Below are 24,761 nucleotides of genomic sequence, written 5' to 3'. Positions count from 1 at the left end.
CCTGGTTTTTCGGCGCTAGAATGCTAGATGAATTTCGACGGCGAGCCTTCAGGGCTTGCCGTCAGCGCCTGACAGGGAGGCCTCTGTCAGGCGGCGTTGACCACGCAACGGTCACCCATGGTGAACAAGCTGGGGAATACAGATGGCTTACTCATACACTGAGAAAAAACGCATCCGCAAGGATTTCGGCAAACTGCCCCAAGTAATGGATGTGCCTTATTTGCTGGCCATCCAGCTTGATTCCTACTACGACTTCCTCCAGCAGGACCGGGCGCCGAAAGAGCGCCTAGATATCGGTCTCAATGCTGCTTTCAAGTCCGTGTTTCCTATCTCGAGCTTTTCGGGTAATGCCGCGCTTGAATATGTCAGCTATCGTTTTGGAACACCGGCCTTCGATGTCAAAGAGTGTCAGCTGCGTGGCGTTACCTATTCGGCGCCGCTACGGGTCAAGGTTCGCTTGATCATCTATGACAAGGAATCGTCGAATAAGGCAATCAAGGACATCAAGGAGCAGGAAGTCTATATGGGGGAGATCCCCCTGATGACCGAGAACGGTACTTTCGTCGTCAATGGTACCGAACGAGTCATCGTCTCCCAGCTGCACCGCTCGCCAGGTGTGTTCTTCGATCATGACAAGGGCAAGAGTCACTCTTCCGGTAAGCTCTTGTACTCTGCTCGAGTGATCCCGTATCGCGGCTCTTGGCTGGACTTCGAGTTCGACCCGAAAGACAACGTGTTCGTGCGCATCGACCGTCGCCGCAAGTTGCCGGCGTCGGTATTGCTGCGCGCACTGGGTATGAGCGCCGAGCAGATTCTCGATACTTTCTTCGAGACCAGCATGTTCCACATCGAGAAGTCCGGCTTCTCCGTGGATCTGGTGCCATCGCGCCTGCGTGGCGAGACCGCCACCTTTGATATCAAGGATGGCGATGGTGGCGTCATCGTCGAGGAAGGGCGGCGCATCACCCAGAAGCATATCCGCCAGATGGAGAAGGCGGGCCTTGAGCGCCTCGAAGTGCCGATGGAGTATCTCTTCGGCAAGAGACTGGCCAAGGATCAGGTCGATCCAGGTACCGGCGAGTTGATTTGCGAGTGCAACAGCGAGATCACCCCGGAGCTGCTCGAAAAGCTGGCTCAGGCCAAGATCAAGACGCTGGAAACGCTCTATACCAACGACTTGGACTGCGGTTCGTTCATCTCCGACACCTTGAGACTGGATACTACCCGTTCAGCCCTCGAGGCGCTGGTCGAGATTTATCGCATGATGCGCCCTGGCGAGCCCCCGACCAAGGAAGCCGCCGAGACGCTGTTCCACAACCTGTTCTTCACCGAAGATCGCTACGACCTCTCCGGTGTCGGCCGCATGAAGTTCAATCGTCGCCTGCGCCGTGAGTCTGATACCGGCTCCGGCGTGCTCGACAACGACGACATCATCGCCGTGCTCAAGGAGCTGATCAGCATCCGCAACGGCTTCGGCGATGTCGACGATATCGATCACTTGGGCAACCGGCGCATTCGCTGTGTCGGCGAAATGGCGGAAAACCAGTTCCGTGTCGGTCTGGTGCGCGTCGAGCGGGCGGTCAAGGAACGCCTCTCCATGGCGGAGAGTGAGGGCCTGATGCCCCAGGATCTGATCAACGCCAAGCCGGTGGCGGCGGCGGTCAAGGAGTTCTTCGGCTCGAGCCAGTTGTCCCAGTTCATGGACCAGAACAATCCGCTGTCCGAGGTCACCCACAAGCGTCGCGTATCCGCCTTGGGGCCGGGTGGTCTGACCCGGGAGCGGGCCGGCTTCGAAGTGCGTGACGTCCACACCACGCACTACGGTCGTCTGTGCCCGATCGAGACGCCGGAAGGCCCGAACATCGGCCTGATCAACTCCCTGGCGACCTACAGTCACACCAATAGTTACGGCTTCCTCGAGACGCCTTACCGCAAGGTGGTGGATCGTCAGGTCACCGACGAGGTGGTGCATCTGTCGGCGATCGAGGAGGGCGACTTCGTCATTGCTCAGGCTTCGGCTACCGTGGATGGCGGCAACAAGCTGGTCGACGACCTGGTGCAGGTGCGCCATCGCGGCGAGACTACCTTCATGGGGCCGGACAAGGTCACCCTGATGGACGTATCTCCGCGCCAGGTGGTGTCCGTGGCGGCGGCGTTGATTCCGTTCCTCGAGCACGATGACGCCAACCGTGCCCTGATGGGCTCGAACATGCAGCGCCAGGCGGTGCCGACCCTGCGTGCCGACAAGCCGCTTGTGGGTACCGGCATGGAGCGTTTCGTGGCGCGGGATTCCGGTGTTTGCGCCGTGGCACGGCGTGGTGGCGTGATCGATTCGGTGGATGCCAAGCGCATCGTGGTGCGGATCAATGAAGATGAGATCATTGGCGGTGAAGCCGGTGTCGATATCTACAACCTGACCAAGTACACCCGCTCCAACCAGAACACCTGCATGAACCAGCGCCCCATCGTGCGTCCTGGAGACGAGGTGGCACGTGGCGATATCCTCGCCGATGGCCCGTCCGTCGACATGGGTGATCTGGCCCTGGGTCAGAACATGCGCATGGCGTTCATGCCCTGGAACGGCTACAACTTCGAGGACTCGATCCTGGTCTCGGAGCGGGTGGTACAGGAGGATCGCTTCACCACCATCCATATCCAGGAACTGACCTGTGTTTCGCGGGATACCAAGTTGGGCGCCGAAGAGATTTCTGCGGATATTCCCAATGTTGGCGAGTCGGCGCTGTCTAAGCTCGACGAGGCCGGTGTGGTCTATATCGGTGCCGAAGTAGGCGCCGGCGATATTCTGGTCGGTAAGGTGACTCCGAAGGGTGAAACCCAGCTGACGCCGGAAGAGAAGCTGCTGCGTGCGATCTTCGGCGAGAAGGCTTCGGACGTAAAGGATACCTCGCTGCGTGCCCCGACGGGCATGAAGGGTACCGTCATCGACGTGCAAGTCTTTACCCGAGACGGCGTCGAGAAGGATTCGCGGGCGCTGTCCATCGAGCAGATGCAGCTCGATGAGGTGCGTCGGGATCTGCAAGAGACCTATCGTATCGCCGAGGACGCAACCTTCGAGCGCCTGAAGCGTACTCTCTCCGGCCAAGCGGTCAACGGAGGGCCCAAGCTTAAGAAGGGTGACGTACTTTCCGAGGAGTATCTCGAGGAGTTGCCGCGTCAGCAATGGTTCAAGTTGCGCCTGCAAGACGAAGCCCTGAACGAACTGCTGGCTCAAGCCGATGAGCAGCTCGAAAATCGCCGCAAGGAGATGGACGAGCGCTTCGAGGATAAGAAGCGCAAGCTCACTCAGGGCGACGATCTGGCACCGGGCGTGCTCAAGATCGTCAAGGTCTATCTTGCGGTCAAGCGTCGCATCCAACCCGGCGACAAAATGGCTGGTCGTCACGGTAACAAGGGCGTCATTTCCGCCATCATGCCCATCGAGGACATGCCCTTCGATGACAACGGCGAACCGGTGGATGTGGTGCTGAACCCGCTAGGTGTGCCGTCGCGCATGAACGTCGGTCAGATTCTCGAGACTCACCTGGGGCTGGCGTCCCGTGGTCTGGGCATGAAGATCGATCACATGCTACGCGATGCACGATCGCAGCAGGTTGCCGAGATTCGAGAGTTCCTGGGCAAGATCTACAACACCCAGGATACGCGTCAGGAAGATATCGATTCCCTGACCGACGACGAGGTAATCACCCTGGCCAAGAATTTGCGTGGCGGTGTGCCCATGTCCTCACCGGTATTCGACGGTGCCGAAGAGCAGGAAATCAAAGGATTGCTTAAACTGGCCGATCTGCCCGAATCGGGTCAAATGGATCTTTATGATGGCCGCACTGGCGAGAAGTTCGATCGTCAGGTAACGGTGGGCTACATGTACATGCTCAAGCTCAACCACCTGGTGGATGACAAGATGCACGCTCGCTCTACCGGCTCCTACTCTCTGGTCACCCAGCAGCCCTTGGGCGGTAAGGCACAGTTCGGTGGGCAGCGCTTCGGCGAGATGGAGGTTTGGGCACTGGAAGCCTACGGTGCCGCCTACACCTTGCAGGAAATGCTCACGGTCAAGTCCGACGATGTGGAAGGACGTACCAAAATGTACAAGAGCATCGTCGATGGTGATCACGCCATGCAGGCAGGCATGCCAGAATCCTTCAACGTATTGGTGAAGGAGATCCGCTCGCTGGGTATTGATATCGAGCTTGAAGGCTAAACGCCCCACGGCTGGCGAATGACGGTCCGCGGGGCCCCGAAGAATCGGCCCCGCCCATGACAACTCCGCGATGGAGCGACCTATGAAAGATTTGGTGAAAGTCCTCAAGTCCCAGGCACAGTCCGAAGAGTTCGACGCGATCAAGATCACGCTCGCGTCCCCGGATATGATCCGCTCCTGGTCTTATGGCGAAGTCAAAAAGCCAGAGACCATCAACTATCGTACCTTCAAGCCGGAGCGCGATGGTCTGTTCTGCGCCAAGATTTTTGGCCCAGTAAAGGATTACGAGTGCCTGTGCGGCAAGTACAAGCGCATGAAGCATCGCGGCATTATTTGCGAAAAGTGTGGCGTTGAAGTGACTCGGGCCGCAGTTCGCCGCGAGCGCATGGGTCATATCGAGCTTGCAAGTCCGGTGGCTCATATCTGGTTCTTGAAATCATTGCCTTCACGCATCGGCATGTTCCTGGACATGACTCTGCGTGACATCGAGCGAGTGCTTTACTTCGAGAGCTTCGTGGTCATCGATCCCGGCATGACCACCCTGGAGCGTGGCCAACTGCTCAACGACGAGCAGTACTTCGAGGCCCTGGAAGAGTTCGGTGACGACTTCGATGCGCGCATGGGCGCCGAAGCCGTTCAGGCACTGCTCAAAGACATCGATCTCGAGGAAGAGATCGAGCGGCTGCGCGAGGAGATCCCGCAAACCAACTCCGAGACCAAGATCAAGAAGCTTTCCAAGCGCCTGAAGCTGTTGGAAGCCTTCTACAAGTCCGGCAATGCGCCGGCATGGATGATCATGGAGGTGCTGCCGGTATTGCCGCCGGATCTGCGCCCGCTGGTACCACTTGACGGTGGCCGCTTCGCGACCTCGGATCTCAACGATCTGTATCGTCGGGTGATCAACCGCAACAACCGTTTGAAGCGTCTGCTCGATCTCAACGCGCCGGACATCATCGTGCGCAACGAGAAGCGCATGCTGCAGGAGTCCGTGGACGCTCTGCTCGACAATGGTCGCCGTGGCCGTGCCATCACCGGTTCCAACAAGCGTCCGCTGAAATCGCTCGCCGACATGATCAAGGGCAAGCAGGGGCGTTTCCGTCAGAACTTGCTGGGCAAGCGGGTCGACTACTCTGGCCGTTCGGTTATTACCGTGGGCCCTACCCTGCGTCTGCACCAGTGCGGTCTGCCCAAGAAGATGGCGCTGGAACTGTTCAAGCCGTTCATCTACTCCAAGTTGCAGTCGCTGGGCTATGCCTCGACGATCAAGGCGGCCAAGAAAATGGTCGAACGCGAGCTGCCGGAAGTGTGGGACATCCTCGCCGATGTCATCCGCGAACACCCCGTGCTGCTCAACCGCGCACCGACGCTGCACCGTCTGGGTATCCAGGCCTTCGAGCCGCTTTTGATCGAGGGTAAGGCGATTCAGCTGCATCCGCTGGTGTGCGCCGCCTACAACGCCGACTTCGATGGCGACCAGATGGCGGTACACGTGCCTCTGACCCTGGAAGCCCAGCTCGAGGCACGGGCCCTGATGATGGCCACCAATAATGTGCTGTCACCGGCCAACGGCGAGCCGATCATTGTGCCGTCCCAGGACGTGGTGTTGGGCCTGTACTATATGACTCGGGAGAAGATCAATGCCCGGGGTGAAGGCATGGTGTTCGCCAACCTCAAGGAGGTCGAGCGCGCTTTCGGGACCAATAGCGTTTCTCTACACGCCCGGGTCAAGGTGCGCCTGACCGAATATGTGGCAGAAGAAGAGGGTGGTGAGAACATCGAGAAAACCTCGATCTTCGATACCACCGTCGGTCGCGCTTTGCTGTTTCGCATCTTGCCCAAGGGCGCGCCTTTCGAGCTGGTCGATCAGCCGATGAAGAAGAAGGCGATCTCGCGGCTGATCAACGAAGTGTATCGTCGCAGCGGCCTCAAGGATGCGGTAGTTTTCGCCGACCAGCTGATGTACACCGGCTTCCGTCTGGCGACCTGGTCCGGTGCGTCGATCGGTGTCAACGACTTCGTTATTCCCGAGGCGAAGAAAGACATCGTCGAGGGCGCCGAGGACGAAGTGAAAGAGATCGAGGAGCAGTTCTCTTCCGGTCTCGTCACTGCTGGCGAGAAATACAACAAGGTCATCGATATCTGGTCCAAGGCCAACGATAAGGTGGCCAAGGCGATGATGGCGGTTATTTCCAAGGAAACCGTGGTTGATCGTGACGGCAAGGAAGTCGAGCAGGATTCGTTCAACAGCGTATTCATCATGGCGGATTCCGGAGCGCGTGGTAGCGCCGCGCAGATTCGTCAGCTCGCGGGCATGCGCGGTCTGATGGCCAAGCCGGATGGTTCGATCATCGAGACGCCGATCGTTGCCAACTTCCGTGAAGGGTTGAACGTACTGCAGTACTTCATCTCCACTCACGGCGCGCGTAAAGGCCTTGCGGACACGGCGCTCAAGACTGCCAACTCCGGTTATTTGACGCGTCGTCTGGTCGATGTGGCTCAGGATCTGGTGATCACCGAGGAAGACTGTGGCACCGAAGAGGGACTGACCCTGCACCCGGTCATCGAGGGCGGCGACATCATCGTCTCCCTGGCGCAGCGAGTGCTGGGGCGCGTGGTCGCTCAGGATGTCATCGACCCTGCCAGCGAAGATGTTCTGATCCCGCGTGGCACCTTGCTCGACGAAGCCTGGTGCGCGCAACTCGATACCATGGGTGTCGACGAAATCATCGTGCGTTCCACTATCGCGTGTGAAACGCCCCATGGTGTGTGTGCCTCCTGTTACGGTCGCGATCTGGCTCGAGGTCATCGCGTTAATATCGGCGAGGCAGTGGGTGTCATTGCGGCTCAGTCGATCGGCGAGCCGGGCACTCAGCTCACCATGCGTACCTTCCACATCGGTGGCGCCGCCTCACGCGCCTCGGCAGTGGACAGCGTACAGGTCAAGCACGGCGGCAAAGTGCGGCTGCACAACATCAAGCACGTCGAACGCGGCGACGGCAAGCTGGTAGTGGTGTCCCGCTCGAGTGCCTTGGCGGTCGCCGACGAGCACGGTCGCGAGCGGGAATACTACAAGCTGCCTTATGGGGCGGAGCTATCGATCAAGGATGGCGACCCCGTGGAAGCCGGTCAGACCGTGGCCAAGTGGGATCCGCATACCCATCCGGTTATCGCAGAGGTAGAGGGTCAGGCACAGTACACGGATATGGACGAAGGCGGCACTATTTACCGTAGTGTGGATGAAATGACAGGCCTATCGTCCATCGAAGTGATCGAGGCTGCGGCACGCCCGGCCTCCAGTCGTGACAAACGGCCCATGATCATGTTGGTAGATGAGGCAGGTGAGCATGTCACACTGCCTGGTTCCAACACCCCGGTGCAGTATTTGCTGCCCGGCAAGGCTATTGTGTCCGCAGACAACGGAGCCAGAATCGGGGTGGGTGAAGTCATTGCTCGTATTCCCGTGGAAGCTTCCAGTAACAAGGATATTACCGGGGGTCTGCCGCGAGTCGCCGATCTGTTCGAGGCCCGCAAGCCCAAAGAGCCGTCGATTCTCGCTGAAATCACAGGCGTGGTCAGCTTTGGTAAAGAGACCAAGGGCAAGCGTCGTCTAACCATCACGCCTGAGTCTGGCGATCCGTATGAAGCGCTGATCCCGAAGTGGCGCCAGATCGCCGTCTTCGAAGGTGAAACCGTCGAGAAAGGCGAGGTCATTTCTGATGGTCCGAGCAATCCGCACGATATTCTGCGGCTACTCGGCGTGGCGGAACTTGCCAAGTACATCACCACCGAAATCCAGGAGGTGTATCGTCTGCAGGGCGTGGGCATCAACGACAAGCATATCGAAGTGATCGTGCGTCAGATGCTGCGCAAGGTAGAGGTCGCCGATGCCGGCGATGCCAACTTCATTCCTGGCGATCAGGTCGAATTGGTGCGCGTGCTCGAGGAAAATGCACAGCTTGCTGAAAAAGACAAGTTCCCGGCCAAGTACGATCGTGTACTACTGGGGATCACCAAGGCGTCGCTTGCTACCGAATCGTTCATTTCTGCGGCTTCCTTCCAGGAAACTACGCGAGTGCTGACCGAAGCGGCAGTGACAGGCAAGCGCGACTATCTGCGTGGCTTGAAGGAGAACGTAGTAGTGGGACGTCTGATACCGGCCGGCACGGGTCTTACGCATCATGCGGAGCGGCGGCGTAAGCGCGAGGACCTGGAACGCATGCAGGACCACCCTTCTGCTTACGATGTCGAGCAGGAATTGGGCGCGCAGCTCACCGCACTAGATGCGGACGAAGAGCTTTAGCAGTGATAGGTGCTGGTGCCCGGAAGGGCGCCAGTGTTGACGCGACTTGCTACTAGACATTAGAATGCGCAGCCTTTGATAGTGGGCCGGTGTGCCCCTATTCGTTGGATAAGTGCCTGAAGGCACGGCAACCACTGGAGTTAGCTACAGACTATGGCAACCATCAATCAGCTTGTGCGCAAGCCGCGCAAGCGCCCCGTCGAAACAAGCGACGTGCCGGCGCTGCAGGCCTGCCCGCAGCGTCGCGGGGTTTGTACCCGCGTGTATACCACCACGCCCAAGAAGCCGAACTCAGCACTGCGTAAGGTGTGTCGCGTTCGCTTGACCAATGGCTACGAAGTTGCCTCTTATATCGGCGGCGAAGGCCACAATCTTCAGGAGCACTCCGTGGTCCTGATTCGTGGCGGTAGGGTCAAGGACTTGCCGGGTGTGCGTTATCATACCGTTCGCGGTGCGCTGGATACTTCGGGTGTACAGAACCGCAGGCAGGGTCGCTCCAAGTACGGTACCAAGCGTCCCAAGTCCTAGTTTCACGAAGCTATACATTCAAGCAAAACGCTTAAACGATACGGTCAGATAAGAGTAAGGTCGAGTGGCGTAGATACGATCGGTATTGCGCGACATCTCGGGTTTACCTGAAGGACCCTTCAACAGAGGGCTTATCATGCCTAGAAGAAGAGTTGTTGCTAAGCGCGAGATACTTCCGGATCCGAAATTCGGAAGCGAGCGCCTGGCAAAGTTCATGAATCACTTGATGATCAGCGGGAAAAAGTCTGTAGCCGAGCGTATCGTCTATGGCGCGCTTGACCGGGTTGCCGAGCGCGGCAAGGACACTCCGCTGGAAACATTCGATAAGGCACTGGAAGCCATTCAGCCGATGGTCGAGGTAAAATCTCGTCGCGTTGGCGGTGCGACCTACCAAGTGCCTGTTGAGGTTCGCCCCTCGCGTCGTCAGGCTTTGGCCATGCGTTGGCTGGCGGATGCAGCTCGCAATCGTGGCGAGAAGACCATGGTGCAGCGCTTGGCAGGCGAGATGCTGGATGCCTCGGAAGGCAAGGGTGCTGCGGTGAAGAAGCGTGAAGACGTGCATCGCATGGCAGAAGCCAACAAGGCCTTCTCACACTACCGCTTCTAACCAACGGGGAGTATTACTCTTGGCACGCAAGACACCACTCAAGCGTTACCGTAATATTGGTATCGTGGCACACGTTGATGCCGGAAAGACCACGACTACCGAGCGTGTCCTGTTCTATACCGGTATCAACCATAAGTTAGGTGAGACCCACGAAGGGGCCTCCACCACGGATTGGATGGAGCAGGAGCAAGAGCGGGGTATTACAATCACCTCTGCGGCGGTGACCACGTTCTGGAAAGGTATGAACCACCAGTTCGATGAGCACCGCATTAACATCATCGATACTCCCGGGCACGTCGACTTCACAATCGAAGTCGAACGTTCCTTGCGCGTGCTTGATGGTGCTGTGGTCGTGTTGTGCGGCAGTTCCGGCGTGCAGCCCCAGACCGAAACCGTCTGGCGCCAGGCTAACAAGTACGAAGTGCCGCGCATGGTGTTCGTCAATAAGATGGACCGTGCCGGTGCGGATTTCTTCATGGTCGTCGATCAGCTGAAGGATCGTCTGGGAGCCAATACGGTGCCGATCCAGATCAACTGGGGTACCGAAGAAGACTTCAAGGGCGTCATCGATCTCATCGAGATGAAGGCTATCTTGTGGAACGAGTCTGATTTCGGTGCCACTTATGATCTGGTGGATATTCCCGATGATCTTCAGGCGACCGCCGAAAAGTACCGTGAAGAGATGGTCGAAGCTGCCGCCGAAGCATCCGAGGAGCTGATGGACAAGTACCTCGAGGAAGGCGAGCTGACCAACGAAGAGATCAAGGCAGGCTTGCGTCGCCGCACCCTGGACAACGAGATCGTCCTGGTGACCTGTGGTTCTGCGTTCAAGAACAAGGGCGTACAAGCCGTACTGGATGGCGTGGTCGATTATCTGCCCTCGCCAACCGAGGTCAAGGCCATCGAAGGTGAGCTTGACGACAAGGATGGCACTATTGCCACTCGCGAAGCGGACGACAGTGCTCCGTTCGCGGCTTTGGCATTCAAGATCGCTACCGATCCTTTCGTTGGCACGCTGACCTTCATTCGTGTCTATTCCGGTGTATTGAAATCCGGCGACAGCGTCTTCAACTCCGTCAAGGAGAAGAAGGAGCGTGTTGGTCGTATCGTGCAGATGCATGCCAACTCACGAGAAGAGATCAAGGAAGTTCTGGCTGGCGATATCGCGGCCTGTATCGGCCTCAAGGATGTCACTACCGGTGATACCCTGTGCGATCTGAACGACAAGATCGTGCTCGAGCGCATGGAGTTTCCGGACCCGGTCATCTCTGTTGCCGTTGAGCCGAAATCCAAGGCCGACCAGGAGAAGATGGGCGTTGCGCTGGGCAAGCTGGCTCAGGAAGACCCTTCCTTCCAGGTCAAGACCGATGAAGAGACTGGTCAGACCATCATCTCCGGCATGGGCGAGCTGCATCTTGATATCCTCGTCGACCGCATGCGTCGTGAGTTCAAGGTCGAGGCCAATATCGGTAAGCCTCAGGTAGCCTACCGTGAGACGATTCGCGGTAGTGTCGAGCAGGAAGGCAAGTTCGTTCGTCAGTCCGGTGGTCGTGGCCAGTATGGTCATGTCTATCTGCGCATTGAGCCGCTGACGGCGGAAGACAAGGGCGAGGACGAGGAGATGAGCTTCAAGTTCGCGTCCGAGATCGTGGGCGGCGTGGTTCCCAAGGAATACGTCCCGGCGGTCGAAAAAGGGGCTGCCGAGCAGCTGAAGAATGGTGTCGTCGCGGGTTACCCGATGATCGACGTCAAGGTTACACTGTTCGATGGTTCCTACCATGACGTGGACTCTAACGAGACCGCGTTCAGGATCGCCTCTTCCATGGCGGTCAAGGAAGGAGCTCGCAAGGCCAAGGCAGTACTGCTTGAGCCGGTGATGAAAGTTGAAGTCGTGACACCCGAGGATTTCATGGGAGATGTCATGGGTGATCTTAACCGCCGGCGTGGTCTTGTGCAGGGCATGGATGACTCGTCCATGGGCAAGATCATTCGCGCCACGGTTCCGCTGGCTGAGATGTTCGGTTATGCCACCGATCTGCGTTCTCAGACCCAGGGCCGCGCAAGCTACACCATGGAGTTTGCGAATTACGAAGAGGCGCCGTCCAGCGTCGTCGAAGCCGTCATCAATCAGAACGGTTAACCGTTAGCTAACGTAAAGAGGTTATAGCAGTGGCTAAGGCAAAATTTGAGCGTTCCAAACCGCATATCAACGTCGGCACCATTGGTCACGTCGACCATGGAAAGACCACGCTGACCGCAGCACTCACCCGCGTTTCCGCTGAGGTTTTTGGCGGTGACTGGCGTGAATTCGCCAGTATCGACAATGCGCCGGAAGAGCGTGAGCGTGGTATTACCATCGCGACGTCACACGTCGAATATCAGTCCGAGGAGCGTCACTACGCCCACGTGGACTGCCCGGGACACGCGGACTACGTCAAGAACATGATTACCGGTGCGGCCCAGATGGATGGTGCCATTCTTGTATGTTCGGCAGCTGATGGCCCCATGCCGCAGACTCGCGAGCACATCCTGCTGTCTCGTCAGGTCGGCGTGCCCTACATCGTCGTGTTCCTGAACAAGGCGGACATGGTCGATGATGAAGAGTTGCTCGAGCTGGTCGAGATGGAAGTGCGCGAACTCCTCAGCGAGTACGACTTCCCGGGAGACGACACTCCCATCATCATCGGCTCTGCACTGATGGCTCTTGAAGGCAAGGACGACAATGGCATGGGTACCACCGCCGTCGCCAACCTGATCAAGTCGCTGGACGATTATATCCCCGAGCCCGAGCGTGCCATCGATCAGCCATTCCTGATGCCGATCGAAGATGTGTTCTCCATCTCTGGCCGCGGCACCGTGGTTACCGGTCGTGTCGAGCGCGGTATCGTCAAGACGGGCGATGAAGTGGAAATCGTGGGTCTGAAGGACACTACCAAGACGATCGTTACCGGCGTCGAGATGTTCCGCAAGCTACTCGACGAAGGTCGTGCCGGTGAGAACGTCGGTGCCTTGTTGCGCGGCACCAAGCGTGACGACGTCGAGCGTGGTCAGGTACTGGCCAAGCCGGGCTCGATCACTCCGCATACCAAGTTCGAGTCTGAAGTCTACATCCTGTCGAAGGAAGAGGGTGGTCGTCACACGCCCTTCTTCAAGGGCTATCGTCCGCAGTTCTACTTCCGTACCACCGACGTGACTGGTACCTGTGAACTGCCGGAAGGCGTCGAGATGGTCATGCCTGGCGATAACGTGCAAATGGTCGTTACCTTGATTGCACCGATCGCCATGGAAGACGGTCTGCGTTTTGCTATCCGTGAAGGTGGCCGTACCGTTGGTGCTGGCGTCGTCGCCAAGATCGTCGAGTAATCGGTTACTTCTAGCAAGATCAAAGGGGGCTCCATGAGGAGCCCCCTTTTCTATATCATGTTTGACTCTCGTTTCAAGCATGTCTATAATTCGCATCCTTTAAATGCGTGGGTAGACGGCTCGCGCTGTCGTCATCCATTGGAGTTCAGGGCTAATGCAGAACCAGAAGATTCGCATTCGGTTGAAAGCCTTCGACCATCGCTTGATTGATCAGTCCGCTCAAGAAATCGTGGATACCGCGAAGCGTACTGGTGCCCAAGTGCGGGGGCCTATCCCGCTGCCAACCAATCGTGAGCGCTATACGGTGCTGATTTCACCGCACGTCAACAAGGATGCGCGGGACCAATATGAAATCCGTACTCATAAGCGTGTGCTAGACATCGTCGAGCCGACGGAAAAGACCGTCGATGCGCTGATGAAACTCGACCTCGCCGCCGGCGTGGACGTCCAGATCAAGCTTGATTAATCACACTAGTCACTTGCGGTAGCCATCCAGCGCTGCCGCCACGCCGAGATGGCGCCATACAATGTGCTAGTGGAATGCTCTGGAAAGGGCAGCCATAGCGGGTGATAGCCCCGTACACTAAAGGAGACTGAACATGACTATCGGTTTAGTCGGTAAAAAGAGCGGCATGACCCGCATTTTTACCGAGACTGGCGATTCCGTGCCCGTAACCGTTATCGAGGTTGAGCCCAATCGCGTGACACTGGTCAAGACGCTTGAGTCTGACGGGTATCGTGCGGTGCAGGTTACAACCGGTTCCCGCAAAGCCAAACACCTGACCAAGGCGGCCGCAGGCCAATATGCCAAGGCAGGTATTGAGGCTGGCCGTTCGCTGATGGAATTCCGCCTGGATGAAGGCGATGACGTTCCTGAGGTGGGTGGCGAATTCACCGTATCCCTCTTTGAAGCTGGTCAAAAGATCGACGTGACCGGCACCTCTAAAGGCAAAGGCTTCCAAGGCGCCGTCAAGCGCTGGAACTTCCGTACCCAGGACATGACACACGGTAACTCCCTGTCGCATCGTGCGCCGGGTTCTATCGGCATGTGTCAAACGCCTGGGCGTGTCTTCAAGGGCAAGAAGATGGCAGGTCAGCTCGGTAATACCCGCTGCACCGTCCAGAGTCTGGAAGTCGTCCGTGTCGATACCGAACGCAATCTGCTTCTGGTCAAAGGCGCCGTGCCTGGCGCACCGGGTGGCGATGTAATCGTTCGTCGTGCCGTCAAAGCTCGCTGAGGGGTAAAGATTAATGAATCTCAATCTTGCAGGTGCTAGCGCCGGCACCGTTGAAATCGCCGACGCCACCTTTGGTAAAGAGTTCAATGAAGCACTAGTGCATCAGGTCGTGACTGCCTATCTAGCGGCTGGTCGCCAGGGTACACGTGCTCAGAAGACACGCTCGGAAGTGCGTGGTGGCGGCAAGAAGCCTTGGCGTCAGAAGGGTACTGGCCGTGCTCGTGCCGGCACCATACGCTCGCCTTTGTGGCGTAGTGGCGGTGTCACCTTTGCAGCACGCCCCCAGGACTACACCCAGAAAGTCAATCGCAAGATGTACCGTGCGGCAATGCGTTCGATTCTTTCAGAGTTGGTGCGTCAGGATCGCCTGGTGGCCGTTGAGGAGTTCGTCGTCGATTCGCCGAAGACCAAGCAGTTGGTCGGCAAGCTAAAAGAACTCGATCTAGAGAAAGTGTTGATCGTGACCGACGAGATTGACGAGAAGCTTTACTTGGCCGCGCGTAACAATCCCCATGTAGACGTGGTCAATGTCGCCGCCGCTGATCCAGTGCGTCTGGTCGCTTTTGACAAGGTGTTGGTCACGGTCTCAGCTCTGCGTAAATTCGAGGAGAAGCTGGCATGAACCAGGAGCGCGTATTCAAGGTTCTGCTCGGGCCACACATGACCGAGAAAGCCGCATTTGCTGCCGAGAACAATCAGTATGTGTTCAAGGTGGCCAAGGACGCGACCAAGCCCGAGATCAAGAAAGCCGTCGAAGCTCTCTTCGACAAGAAGGTCGATCGCGTGCAAGTCCTGAACATGAAGGGCAAGACCAAGCGCACCGCGCATGGCACGGGCTTGCGCAAGGGGTATCGCAAGGCCTACGTGACGCTGGCCGCGGGCGAGACCCTCGAAGACTTCTCTGGCGTCGAATAAGGCAGGAGCAAGGATCATGGCAGTAGTTAAGACCAAACCCACATCCGCCGGCCGTCGCCATCTGGTCAAGGTTGTTGGCGAAGATCTCCACAAAGGGCGGCCGCATGCCGCGCTGGTGGAAAAGCAGTCCAAGTCCGGTGGACGCAACAATCATGGGCGTATTACCACTCGTCACGTTGGCGGTGGTCATCGGCACCATTATCGTCTGATCGATTTCAAGCGTATCAAGGATGGCGTTCCCGCCGTTGTCGAGCGTCTTGAATACGATCCGAACCGTAGCGCGCACATTGCATTGCTGAAGTACAAGGACGGTGAGCGCCGTTATGTCATCGCCCCCAAGGGCGTAAAGGCCGGTGATGTACTCGAGTCTGGTGTCAATGCGGCAATCAAGAAGGGTAATGCCCTGCCGCTGCGGAACATTCCGGTAGGTTCTACCGTGCATTGTATCGAACTCAAGCCCGGCAAGGGCGCACAGATTGCTCGCAGCGCGGGTACAAGTGCCCAGCTGGTCGCGAGAGAAGGCAATTACGCAACGCTACGTCTGCGCTCCGGCGAGACGCGTAGAATTCTGGCCGAATGCCGCGCGACCTTGGGCGAAGTAAGCAATTCTGAGCACAGCCTGCGTCAGTTGGGCAAGGCCGGTGCCAAACGCTGGCGCGGCGTACGCCCAACCGTTCGCGGTGTCGCCATGAACCCGGTGGATCACCCTCATGGGGGCGGTGAAGGCCGCACCAGCGGCGGTCGTCATCCGGTAACGCCGTGGGGTGTTCCTACCAAGGGTTACAAGACCCGTAAGAACAAGCGCACTGACAAGCTCATCATCCGTCGCCGCAAGCTTCGGAACTGAGATTAAAAGTCTAGATATCAAGAGGTAACGGCTGTGCCACGTTCACTGAAGAAAGGTCCTTTCATTGACCTTCATCTGCTGAAGAAGGTTGAGACTGCAGTGGAGAAGAGCGATCGCAAACCGATCAAGACCTGGTCGCGTCGCTCCATGATCCTGCCCAATATGGTCGGGCTCACCATTGCCGTCCATAACGGACGCCAGCATGTCCCGGTGCATGTCTCCGAGGAAATGGTTGGCCACAAGCTGGGCGAATTCGCTGCCACCCGCACCTATCGCGGCCATGCGGCGGACAGAAAAGCCAAACGGTAAGCCAGAGAGGATTAGAGATGGAAGTCACAGCTAAGCTGCGTGGCGCTCGTTTATCCGCCCAGAAGGCCCGTTTGGTGGCTGATCTGGTGCGCGGTAAGCCGGTCGCCGAAGCGCTCGACCTGCTGACCTTCTCACCGAAGAAGGCGGCTAAACTGGTCAAGAAGACGCTTCAGTCCGCCATTGCGAACGCGGAAGAAAATAACGGCATGGACATCGATGAGCTGCGCGTCTCGACCATCTGTGTCGATGAGGGCATGACGCTCAAGCGTATTCAGCCGCGTGCCAAGGGGCGTGCGGATCGCATTTTGAAGCGTACTTGCCATATCACCGTCAAGGTAGCCGAGAAGTAGGAGTCGACCACATGGGTCAGAAAGTACATCCGACAGGTATTCGGCTGGGCATCGTCAAGGACCATACATCGGTCTGGTATGCCGAGCGCGGTGCTTATGCCGACAAATTGAACAACGATCTCGAAGTGCGTCGTTTCTTGGAGCAGCGTCTCAAAAGCGCCTCCGTGAGCCGTATCACTATCGAGCGTCCCGCGAACAATGCTCGTATTACCATTCATACTGCTCGTCCGGGTATCGTGATCGGTAAGAAGGGTGAGGATGTCGATCGTCTGCGTCGCGACGTGGCCGATATGATGGGTGTTCCGGTACACGTCAACATCGAAGAAGTGCGTAAGCCGGAGCTCGATGCGGCGCTCGTAGCTCAAAACGTGGCTGGCCAGCTCGAGCGTCGAGTCATGTTTCGTCGTGCCATGAAGCGGGCGGTGCAAAATGCCATGCGTCTAGGTGCTGGCGGGATCAAGATCCAGCTATCCGGGCGTCTTGGTGGTGCGGAAATTGCGCGCACCGAGTGGTACCGCGAAGGCCGTGTGCCGCTGCACACCTTGCGCGCGGACATTGACTACGCCACCTACGAAGCCCACACCACCTACGGCGTCATCGGCGTCAAGGTGTGGATCTTCAAGGGTGAAATCCTCGGGGGCATCGAAGAGGTGCGCGCTAAGCAGAAGCAACCGCAAAGCCAGCCCGCGCCCAAGAAGAAAGGTTCCAAGTAAGGGGAGATGTAGTCAATGTTGCAACCCAAGCGTATGAAGTTCCGTAAGATGATGAAGGGCCGCAACCGCGGTCTGGCACATCGCGGGAGCAAGGTGAGCTTCGGTGAGTATGGTCTCAAGGCGGTTGGTCGCGGCCGTATCACCGCGCGTCAGATCGAAGCGGGGCGTCGTGCCATCACACGTCACGTCAAGCGCGGCGGCAAGATTTGGATCCGCGTGTTTCCGGATAAGCCGATCACCGAGAAGCCGCTCGAAGTCCGGATGGGTAAGGGTAAAGGCTCCGTCGAGTACTGGGTCGCGCAGATTCAGCCAGGCAGAGTACTTTATGAAATCGAGGGCGTTTCTGAAGAGCTGGCGCGTGAAGCGTTCACTCTTGCAGCACGCAAGATGCCCGTCTCCACCACCTTTGTGAAACGGACGGTGATGTGATGAAAGCTCAGGAAATTCGCGAGAAGTCGGCTGATGCACTGCAGGAGCAGCTTTTCGAGCTCCTCCGCGAGCAGTTCAACCTGCGCATGCAGAAGGCTACCGGCCAATTGAGCCAGACCCATCTGCTCAAGCAGGTGCGCCGGGATATCGCCCGCGTGAAGACGGTGCTCCACGAGAAGGCAGGTAACTGAGATGGCCGAAGAAAAGAAAGCCCGTACGCTCACCGGCAGGGTAGTGAGCGACAAGATGGACAAGTCCATCGTCGTAATGATCGAGCGCCGCGAGCGTCATCCGATCTATGGCAAATACGTGAAGCGCTCCACCAAGCTGCACGCCCATGACGAGGCGAACCAGGCGAAGCAGGGCGATACGGTTTCCATCGAGGAGTGCCGCCCGCTGTCGAAGAAAAAGTCCTGGACACTGGTCGAGGTGGTCGAACAGGCCCGTGGCTGAGTTCGACGAGATATCTTGTAATCAGTGTGGCCAGATTAGGTTTGGAGAAAACCGATGATTCAGACACAGACAATGCTGGATGTCGCCGACAACAGTGGCGCGCGCCGGGTGCAATGCATCAAGGTGCTAGGCGGGTCCCACCGCCGTTACGCCCGGGTTGGTGACATCATCAAGGTGACGGTTAAGGAAGCCATTCCACGTGGCAAGGTCAAGAAAGGCCAGGTCATGAAGGCAGTGGTTGTCCGTACCCGGAGTGGCGTCCGTCGACCAGACGGATCGCTAATTCGCTTCGACGGAAATGCGGCAGTTCTGTTGAACAACACCAACGAACAGCCAATCGGAACCCGTATCTTCGGACCGGTAACTCGTGAGCTACGTAACGAAAAGTTCATGAAGATCATTTCCTTGGCGCCTGAAGTGCTGTAAGGAGCGAGGCGGATATGCAAAAGATCAAACGTGACGATGAAGTGATCGTCATTGCCGGCAAGGACAAGGGCAAGCGTGGCACGATCAAGCGGGTTCTTCAGAACAGCCGCTATGTCGTGTCCGGTGTGAATATGATCAAGCGTCACACCAAGCCCAACCCCATGGCGGGCAACCAGGGGGGTATCGTCGAGCGCGAGGCTCCGATTCACGCGTCCAACGTGGCTATCTTCAATTCGGAGACCGGCAAAGCGGATCGCGTCGGCTTCCAGTTATCGGAAGACGGTACCAAGGTACGTATCTACAAGTCGACGCAGAAGCAGATCGACGCCTAACGCGAGTCGGGTAGCAAAATGGCGAACTTGAAAGAACGTTATCAAAACGAAGTAATGGCAGGGCTCAGAGAGCAATTCAGCTATGCCAATGTAATGCAGGTGCCACGGATCACCAAGGTGACCCTCAACATGGGTATTGGCGAGGCGACCAGCGATAAAAAGCTGATTGACAACGCTGTTGCCGACATGGAAAAGCTCTCCGGCCAGAAGCCGGTGGTCACCAAGGCACGCAAGTCCATCGCTGGCTTCAAGGTCCGCGAAGGTTGGCCGATCGGCATCAAGGTCACCTTGCGTAGCGAGCGCATGTGGGATTTTCTGGATCGGTTGGTGAACATCGCGATCCCTCGGGTACGGGACTTCCGTGGTCTTAATCCGAAATCCTTCGATGGGCGTGGCAACTACTCAATGGGCGTGCGTGAGCAGATCATCTTCCCCGAGCTCGAGTATGATAAAATCGATCGGATTCGCGGGCTGGATGTGACGATCACCACGACTGCCACCAGCGATGAAGAAGGTCGTGCTCTGCTGAGCGCGCTGAACTTCCCGTTCAAGAAATAAGGGTAGCATCATGGCAAAGAAAAGCATGATCGAGCGTGAGCTCAAGCGCGCGAAGCTGGTCGACAAATATGCCGCCAGGCGTGCAGAGCTCAAAACTATCATTCATGACGTCAACGCTTCTGACGAAGAGCGTTTCGATGCTCAGCTAAAGCTGCAGTCGTTGCCGCGGGATTCAAGCCCGGTTCGACGCACCAATCGGTGTCGTATCACGGGTCGTCCTCACGGCTTCTACAACAAGTTCGGGCTGGGCCGCAACAAGCTGCGCGAAGCCGCGATGCGTGGCGATGTCCCTGGGCTCAAGAAGTCCAGCTGGTAACGCCACGTCGAGAATCAGGAGCGTAACGTAATGAGTATGCAAGATACGTTGGCGGATATGTTTACGCGTATCCGTAACGCGCAGATGGCCACAAAGGAAGCGGTCACCATGCCGTCTTCCAAGCTCAAGGTGGAAGTGGCCCGCGTACTGAAGCAAGAAGGCTATATCAACGACTTTGCAGTCGCTGAAGGCGTCAAGCCGGAGTTGTCCGTCACCCTCAAGTATTTTGAAGGTAAGCCGGTCATCGAGCACATTCAACGAGTTTCCAAGCCGTCCCTGCGCATTTATAAAGGCAAGGGCGAGCTGCCGAAAGTCGCGGATGGCTTAGGTGTTGCGATCGTAACCACCTCCCAGGGCGTGATGACCGATCGGGCGGCACGTCATGCTGGCGTTGGCGGCGAAGTCATCTGCACCGTATTCTAGGAGTGACGAATGTCCCGCATAGCCAAGTATCCAGTTAAATTGCCCAGTGGCGTCGAGACCAAGCTCGACGGCGACCAGTTCACCGTCAAAGGTGGCCAGGGCACGCTTGGTATGACCGTTCATCCCGATGTGGTGATCGGTCAGGAAGATGGCCAGCTGACCTTCAATCCAAGCGAGAAAGCCAAGAGTTGGGCAATGGCCGGCACTACTCGCGCACTGGTTCAGAATATGGTGACTGGTGTGTCCGAGGGTTTTACCAAGTCCCTTGAAATCAACGGCGTCGGCTATCGTGCCCAGGCAAATGGCAAGACGCTAAACTTGACATTGGGTTTCTCTCACCCGGTCGAGTACACGCTGCCTGAAAATGTATCGGTGGAAACACCGAAGAACACCGTTATCGTGCTGAAAAGTTCCGATAAGCAGCAACTCGGTCAGGTCGCCGCGGAGATTCGCGCTTTCCGTCCACCCGAGCCCTACAAGGGTAAAGGTGTTCGGTATAGCGACGAACAGGTCCGTCGTAAAGAAGCCAAGAAGAAGTAAGGCAGGGTTATGAACGCGAAGAAAGAATCTCGTCTCCGTCGTGCCCGCCGCGCTCGCGCCAAAATCCGCGAGCAGGGCGTGTACCGCCTGTGTGTCAACCGTACCCCGCGTCATATCTACGCGCAGGTGATTTCGCCTCAAGGTGATAAAGTCCTGGCTAGTGCTTCTACGCTGGACAAGACACTGCGTGAGGGCGGTACTGGCAATGCGGATGCTGCAGCCAAAGTGGGTGCACTGATTGCCGAACGCGCCAAGGAAGCGGGCATCAAACAAGTTGCCTTCGACCGCGCCGGGTTCAAGTACCACGGTCGAGTCAAGGCCCTGGCGGACGCCGCACGTGAAGGCGGCCTGGAATTCTAAAGGGTTTTACGATGGCGAAGAACGAACAGCAAAGCGGTGATTTGCAAGAGAAACTCGTGCAGGTCAATCGCGTTGCCAAGGTGGTCAAGGGTGGCCGGATCTTCGGTTTCACCGCTCTGACTGTCGTTGGCGATGGCAATGGTCGTGTGGGTTTCGGTCGTGGCAAGGCGCGTGAAGTGCCAGTCGCGATTCAGAAGGCCATGGATCAGGCACGTCGCAATATGGTCAAGGTTAGTCTGAGTGGCAGCACGCTACAGTACCCGGTAAAGGCCCGTCACGGTGCCTCCAAGGTGTACATGCAGCCTGCTTCCGAAGGTACCGGGATCATTGCTGGCGGTGCCATGCGCTCCGTACTCGAACTGGCTGGCGTTCATGACGTCTTGGCCAAGTGTTACGGTTCCACCAACCCGGTAAACGTGGTGCGAGCGACCATCAATGGTCTTTCCGCCATGCAGGCTCCGGATGACATCGCCGCCAAGCGTGGCTTGTCCGTCGAAGAGATCGCGGGGTAAGGCAATCATGGCAGCTTCGATCAAAGTTACTCAGATGCGTAGTACCATCGGCGTGTTGGAAAAGCACAAGTCCACAATGAAGGGGCTTGGGCTGCGTCGTATCGGTCATACGGTCGAGTTGGAAGACACCCCTGCCGTACGCGGCATGGTCAACAAGGTGAATTACCTTGTGCGTGTTGAGGGAGAGTAATCCATGAAACTCAATAGTCTGAGCCCGGCACCGGGCTCGAAATCTGCTGCCAAGCGTGTGGGACGCGGTATCGGTTCCGGCTTGGGCAAGACAGGTGGTCGTGGTCATAAAGGCCTCAAATCCCGGTCTGGCGGTAGCGTGAAGCCCGGTTTTGAAGGCGGTCAGATGCCTTTGCAGCGGCGTCTGCCAAAGTATGGCTTCACCTCTGCCAAGTCCTTGGTATCTGAAGAAGTGCGTCTGGCGGAACTCGGCAAGGTAGACGGTGAGGTTGCCGATCTGGCTGCGCTGAAAAAAGCCAACGTGCTCAAGGATGCCACACGGTATGCAAAGGTCATTCTGTCTGGCGAACTGAACAAGGCGGTTACCGTACGCGGTCTCAGGGTCACCAAGGGTGCCCGAAGCGCTATCGAAGCCGCCGGTGGCAAGGTCGAGGACTAAATGGCTAAATCGGGAAACATGCCGGCAACGGGAAGTGGTTTGAGCGAACTCTGGGCGCGGCTACGTTTCGTGTTCATTGCCATCGTGGTGTACCGGATCGGTGCCCATATCCCTGTTCCCGGCATCAATCCTGATCAGCTTGCTGCGCTGTTCAGAGAAAACCAGGGCACTATCCTGAGCCTGTTCAACATGTTCTCGGGTGGTGCGCTGGAGCGCATGAGCATCCTTGCGTTGGGCATCATGCCCTACATCTCCGCCTCGATCATCATGCAGCTTCTGACAGCAACGTCGCCTCAGCTAGAGCAGCTGAAGAAGGAAGGCGAGGCCGGTCGCCGGAAAATCAGTCAGTACACGCGCTATGGCACAGTCGTACTGGCGTTAATTCAGGCCACCGGGATGGCAGTCGGTCTGGTCGGGCAGGGCGTTACTTATACCAGCGACTTCAGTTTTTACTTCACCGCGATCGTATCCTTTGTCGCCGGTGCGGTATTTCTCATGTGGTTGGGTGAGCAGATTACCGAAAAAGGGATCGGCAATGGTATCTCGTTGCTTATCTTCGCCGGTATTGTCGCAGGGCTCCCCGGTGCCATTGGGCAATCTTTCGAACTGGCACGCAATGATGGTGCCTGGAATGTGTTGCCTCTCTTGGCGCTAACCGCATTAGCGATTGCCACCGTGGCGTTCGTGGTGTTCATCGAGCGCGGCCAACGCCGTATCACGGTGAATTATCCTCGGCGCCAAGTCGGCAACAAGATGTATGCTGGCCAAAGCAGTTATTTGCCGCTCAAGGTCAATATGGCGGGTGTCATCCCGGCAATCTTTGCCTCGAGTATCCTGCTGTTTCCGGCCTCGATCGGCCAGTGGGTGGGCTCCGCCGAAGGCTTTGAATGGCTACAGGCGGCGTCTCAGTCCTTGGGGCCAGGGCAGCCGTTATACATCTTGCTTTTCGCTGCTGCGGTGGTATTCTTCTGCTTCTTTTATACAGCGCTGGTTTTCAATCCTAAGGACGTGGCCGACAACCTCAAGAAGTCGGGTGCTTTCCTTCCGGGTATCCGCCCCGGCGAGCAGACTGCTCGCTATATCGATAAGGTCATGACGCGTTTGACCTTGTTCGGTGCCCTGTATATCACCGCAGTTTCCTTGATGCCTCAGTTCTTGATTATTGCCTGGAACGTGCCCTTTTTCTTCGGCGGCACCTCCTTGCTGATCGTGGTGGTAGTGATCATGGATTTCATGGCGCAAGTGCAATCGCATCTGATGTCGAATCAGTATGAGTCGGTGATGAAGAAGTCTAACCTGAAAGGCTATGGCAGCGGCGGTCTGATGCGCTAAGGCGCATGCCACCGTGTAATGGAGAGAACGATGAAGGTTCGAGCTTCCGTCAAGAAGATGTGTCGTAATTGCAAGATCATTCGGCGTAATGGCGCAGTTCGCGTCATCTGCATCGAACCGCGGCACAAGCAGCGTCAGGGTTGAAATCCTGCGCTGAATGAATGCGGGTGTAGGCATACCCTGTTGCTCTTATGCGGGCGAAAGGGTATGCTATTGCGCCTTTTGTAGATGATAAACCGAGCAAGCCGCTCAAATTTCGGAGTAAGCTGATGGCCCGTATTGCAGGCGTCAATATCCCGGACAACAAGCATGCGGCGATCTCGCTGACCTATATCTTCGGGATTGGCCGTACGCGTGCACAAGCAGTTTGTGCAGCAGCCGGCATAACGCCGAACCTCAAGATCCAAGAGCTATCTGCTGAACAGCTGGATACTCTACGGACTGAAGTTGGCAAATATACCGTTGAAGGCGACCTTCGCCGTGATGTCACGCTGAATATCAAGCGTCTCATGGACCTGGGTTGTTATCGAGGTCTGCGTCATCGCCGTGGTCTTCCGTTGCGTGGACAGCGCACCAAGACCAACGCGCGTACCCGTAAAGGTCCGCGTAAGCCGATTCGCAAATAACACGCATGTTCTGGCGTTTAGACAGGAAGAAACATCAACATGGCTAACCCGCGCAGTAACCGCAAGAAGGTTAAAAAGCAGGTTGTGGATGCGATTGCGCATATCCATGCCTCTTTTAACAACACGATCGTGACGATCACAGACCGCCAAGGGAATGCTCTTTCATGGGCGACTTCCGGTGGTTCGGGTTTTCGTGGTTCTCGCAAGAGCACCCCGTTCGCTGCTCAAGTGGCAAGCGAACGTGCAGCAACTGCTGCAGCCGAGTATGGTGTGAAAAACGTTGACGTACTGGTCAAGGGCCCAGGTCCTGGCCGTGAGTCTGCCGTGCGTGCATTGAATGCCGCCGGTTTCCGCGTGCAAAGCATCACCGACGCGACGCCCGTTCCCCACAATGGCTGCCGTCCGCCGAAGAAACGCCGCGTTTAAGGAGAGAGACT

General features: G+C 57.2%; 31 protein-coding genes. All 31 read left to right on the top strand.

The window, feature by feature from the left end:
* Nucleotides 1-142 precede the first annotated feature (142 nt).
* Nucleotides 143-4,219, top strand: a complete 4,077-nt coding sequence (rpoB, locus tag H7850_RS15430) for a DNA-directed RNA polymerase subunit beta (RefSeq protein WP_227370375.1) — start codon at nt 143-145, stop codon at nt 4,217-4,219.
* Between the two features lie 82 nt (nt 4,220-4,301).
* On the top strand, nt 4,302-8,519 hold the full coding sequence (gene rpoC, locus H7850_RS15425) for a DNA-directed RNA polymerase subunit beta' (protein ID WP_227370374.1): 4,218 nt from the start codon (nt 4,302-4,304) through the stop codon (nt 8,517-8,519).
* Between the two features lie 153 nt (nt 8,520-8,672).
* Nucleotides 8,673-9,047 (top strand): 30S ribosomal protein S12, encoded by a 375-nt coding sequence (gene rpsL, locus H7850_RS15420; RefSeq protein WP_227370373.1) that lies wholly within the window; start codon nt 8,673-8,675, stop codon nt 9,045-9,047.
* A 136-nt stretch (nt 9,048-9,183) separates the two neighbouring features.
* A complete protein-coding gene (gene rpsG / locus H7850_RS15415; protein ID WP_227370372.1) occupies nt 9,184-9,654 on the top strand; it encodes a 30S ribosomal protein S7 in 471 nt (156 codons plus the stop codon).
* Nucleotides 9,655-9,673: 19 nt separating this feature from the next.
* Nucleotides 9,674-11,794 carry an elongation factor G gene (gene fusA / locus H7850_RS15410; protein WP_227370371.1) on the top strand — a complete coding sequence of 707 codons (2,121 nt, stop codon included), beginning with the start codon at nt 9,674-9,676 and terminating at the stop codon, nt 11,792-11,794.
* A 29-nt stretch (nt 11,795-11,823) separates the two neighbouring features.
* On the top strand, nt 11,824-13,017 hold the full coding sequence (tuf, locus tag H7850_RS15405) for an elongation factor Tu (protein WP_227370370.1): 1,194 nt from the start codon (nt 11,824-11,826) through the stop codon (nt 13,015-13,017).
* Nucleotides 13,018-13,171: 154 nt separating this feature from the next.
* Entirely contained in the window at nt 13,172-13,483 is a 312-nt protein-coding gene (gene rpsJ / locus H7850_RS15400) for a 30S ribosomal protein S10 (RefSeq protein WP_011505728.1), read from the top strand.
* A 133-nt stretch (nt 13,484-13,616) separates the two neighbouring features.
* Nucleotides 13,617-14,255, top strand: coding sequence for a 50S ribosomal protein L3 (rplC, locus tag H7850_RS15395; RefSeq protein ID WP_227370369.1), 639 nt, complete (start codon nt 13,617-13,619; stop codon nt 14,253-14,255).
* A 13-nt stretch (nt 14,256-14,268) separates the two neighbouring features.
* Nucleotides 14,269-14,877: a 50S ribosomal protein L4 gene (gene rplD, locus H7850_RS15390; protein ID WP_227370368.1), complete on the top strand. Its 609-nt coding sequence runs from the start codon at nt 14,269-14,271 to the stop codon at nt 14,875-14,877.
* Entirely contained in the window at nt 14,874-15,170 is a 297-nt protein-coding gene (rplW, locus tag H7850_RS15385; RefSeq protein WP_048306675.1) for a 50S ribosomal protein L23, read from the top strand. The genes rplD and rplW overlap by 4 nt, the downstream gene beginning before the upstream one ends.
* A 16-nt stretch (nt 15,171-15,186) precedes the next feature.
* A complete protein-coding gene (rplB, locus tag H7850_RS15380) occupies nt 15,187-16,017 on the top strand; it encodes a 50S ribosomal protein L2 (RefSeq protein ID WP_227370367.1) in 831 nt (276 codons plus the stop codon).
* 33 nt (nt 16,018-16,050) lie between these two features.
* Entirely contained in the window at nt 16,051-16,326 is a 276-nt protein-coding gene (rpsS, locus tag H7850_RS15375) for a 30S ribosomal protein S19 (protein ID WP_048306673.1), read from the top strand.
* Between the two features lie 17 nt (nt 16,327-16,343).
* Nucleotides 16,344-16,676 (top strand): 50S ribosomal protein L22, encoded by a 333-nt coding sequence (gene rplV, locus H7850_RS15370; RefSeq protein ID WP_227370366.1) that lies wholly within the window; start codon nt 16,344-16,346, stop codon nt 16,674-16,676.
* Nucleotides 16,677-16,687: 11 nt separating this feature from the next.
* Nucleotides 16,688-17,389 (top strand): 30S ribosomal protein S3, encoded by a 702-nt coding sequence (gene rpsC, locus H7850_RS15365; protein ID WP_227370365.1) that lies wholly within the window; start codon nt 16,688-16,690, stop codon nt 17,387-17,389.
* Between the two features lie 15 nt (nt 17,390-17,404).
* Nucleotides 17,405-17,818, top strand: a complete 414-nt coding sequence (gene rplP / locus H7850_RS15360; protein WP_227370364.1) for a 50S ribosomal protein L16 — start codon at nt 17,405-17,407, stop codon at nt 17,816-17,818.
* Nucleotides 17,818-18,009: a 50S ribosomal protein L29 gene (gene rpmC / locus H7850_RS15355; protein WP_227370363.1), complete on the top strand. Its 192-nt coding sequence runs from the start codon at nt 17,818-17,820 to the stop codon at nt 18,007-18,009. The genes rplP and rpmC overlap by 1 nt, the downstream gene beginning before the upstream one ends.
* Before the next feature lies 1 nt (nt 18,010).
* On the top strand, nt 18,011-18,271 hold the full coding sequence (rpsQ, locus tag H7850_RS15350) for a 30S ribosomal protein S17 (RefSeq protein ID WP_048306668.1): 261 nt from the start codon (nt 18,011-18,013) through the stop codon (nt 18,269-18,271).
* A 54-nt stretch (nt 18,272-18,325) separates the two neighbouring features.
* Nucleotides 18,326-18,697, top strand: a complete 372-nt coding sequence (gene rplN, locus H7850_RS15345) for a 50S ribosomal protein L14 (RefSeq protein ID WP_227370362.1) — start codon at nt 18,326-18,328, stop codon at nt 18,695-18,697.
* Nucleotides 18,698-18,711: 14 nt separating this feature from the next.
* Nucleotides 18,712-19,029 (top strand): 50S ribosomal protein L24, encoded by a 318-nt coding sequence (gene rplX, locus H7850_RS15340; RefSeq protein WP_227370361.1) that lies wholly within the window; start codon nt 18,712-18,714, stop codon nt 19,027-19,029.
* 18 nt (nt 19,030-19,047) lie between these two features.
* Complete coding sequence (gene rplE, locus H7850_RS15335; protein ID WP_227370360.1) at nt 19,048-19,587, top strand: 50S ribosomal protein L5; 540 nt, start codon at nt 19,048-19,050, stop codon at nt 19,585-19,587.
* Between the two features lie 10 nt (nt 19,588-19,597).
* Complete coding sequence (gene rpsN, locus H7850_RS15330) at nt 19,598-19,903, top strand: 30S ribosomal protein S14 (RefSeq protein WP_227370359.1); 306 nt, start codon at nt 19,598-19,600, stop codon at nt 19,901-19,903.
* A gap of 30 nt (nt 19,904-19,933) precedes the next feature.
* Entirely contained in the window at nt 19,934-20,326 is a 393-nt protein-coding gene (gene rpsH, locus H7850_RS15325) for a 30S ribosomal protein S8 (protein WP_227370358.1), read from the top strand.
* Between the two features lie 9 nt (nt 20,327-20,335).
* The gene (rplF, locus tag H7850_RS15320) at nt 20,336-20,866 is read left to right on the top strand and encodes a 50S ribosomal protein L6 (protein ID WP_227370357.1); all 531 of its coding nucleotides are present in this window, start codon (nt 20,336-20,338) and stop codon (nt 20,864-20,866) included.
* A 9-nt stretch (nt 20,867-20,875) separates the two neighbouring features.
* Nucleotides 20,876-21,226, top strand: a complete 351-nt coding sequence (gene rplR, locus H7850_RS15315) for a 50S ribosomal protein L18 (protein ID WP_227370356.1) — start codon at nt 20,876-20,878, stop codon at nt 21,224-21,226.
* Nucleotides 21,227-21,237: 11 nt separating this feature from the next.
* Nucleotides 21,238-21,738, top strand: coding sequence for a 30S ribosomal protein S5 (gene rpsE, locus H7850_RS15310; RefSeq protein WP_227370355.1), 501 nt, complete (start codon nt 21,238-21,240; stop codon nt 21,736-21,738).
* 7 nt (nt 21,739-21,745) lie between these two features.
* Nucleotides 21,746-21,928 (top strand): 50S ribosomal protein L30, encoded by a 183-nt coding sequence (rpmD, locus tag H7850_RS15305; RefSeq protein WP_227370354.1) that lies wholly within the window; start codon nt 21,746-21,748, stop codon nt 21,926-21,928.
* 3 nt (nt 21,929-21,931) lie between these two features.
* On the top strand, nt 21,932-22,366 hold the full coding sequence (rplO, locus tag H7850_RS15300) for a 50S ribosomal protein L15 (protein ID WP_227370353.1): 435 nt from the start codon (nt 21,932-21,934) through the stop codon (nt 22,364-22,366).
* The gene (gene secY / locus H7850_RS15295; RefSeq protein ID WP_227370352.1) at nt 22,367-23,698 is read left to right on the top strand and encodes a preprotein translocase subunit SecY; all 1,332 of its coding nucleotides are present in this window, start codon (nt 22,367-22,369) and stop codon (nt 23,696-23,698) included.
* Nucleotides 23,699-23,728: 30 nt separating this feature from the next.
* Complete coding sequence (rpmJ, locus tag H7850_RS15290) at nt 23,729-23,842, top strand: 50S ribosomal protein L36 (protein ID WP_009099023.1); 114 nt, start codon at nt 23,729-23,731, stop codon at nt 23,840-23,842.
* Nucleotides 23,843-23,967: 125 nt separating this feature from the next.
* Nucleotides 23,968-24,324, top strand: a complete 357-nt coding sequence (gene rpsM, locus H7850_RS15285; RefSeq protein ID WP_227370351.1) for a 30S ribosomal protein S13 — start codon at nt 23,968-23,970, stop codon at nt 24,322-24,324.
* 39 nt (nt 24,325-24,363) lie between these two features.
* Entirely contained in the window at nt 24,364-24,750 is a 387-nt protein-coding gene (gene rpsK / locus H7850_RS15280; protein ID WP_048306656.1) for a 30S ribosomal protein S11, read from the top strand.
* Nucleotides 24,751-24,761: the final 11 nt, after the last annotated feature.

It is taken from the genome of Halomonas sp. M20, from assembly GCF_020622265.1.
Taxonomy (GTDB): domain Bacteria; phylum Pseudomonadota; class Gammaproteobacteria; order Pseudomonadales; family Halomonadaceae; genus Modicisalibacter.
The sequence above is the reverse complement of the archived record's forward strand: the minus strand, read 5'-3'. Positions and strand labels throughout refer to the sequence as shown.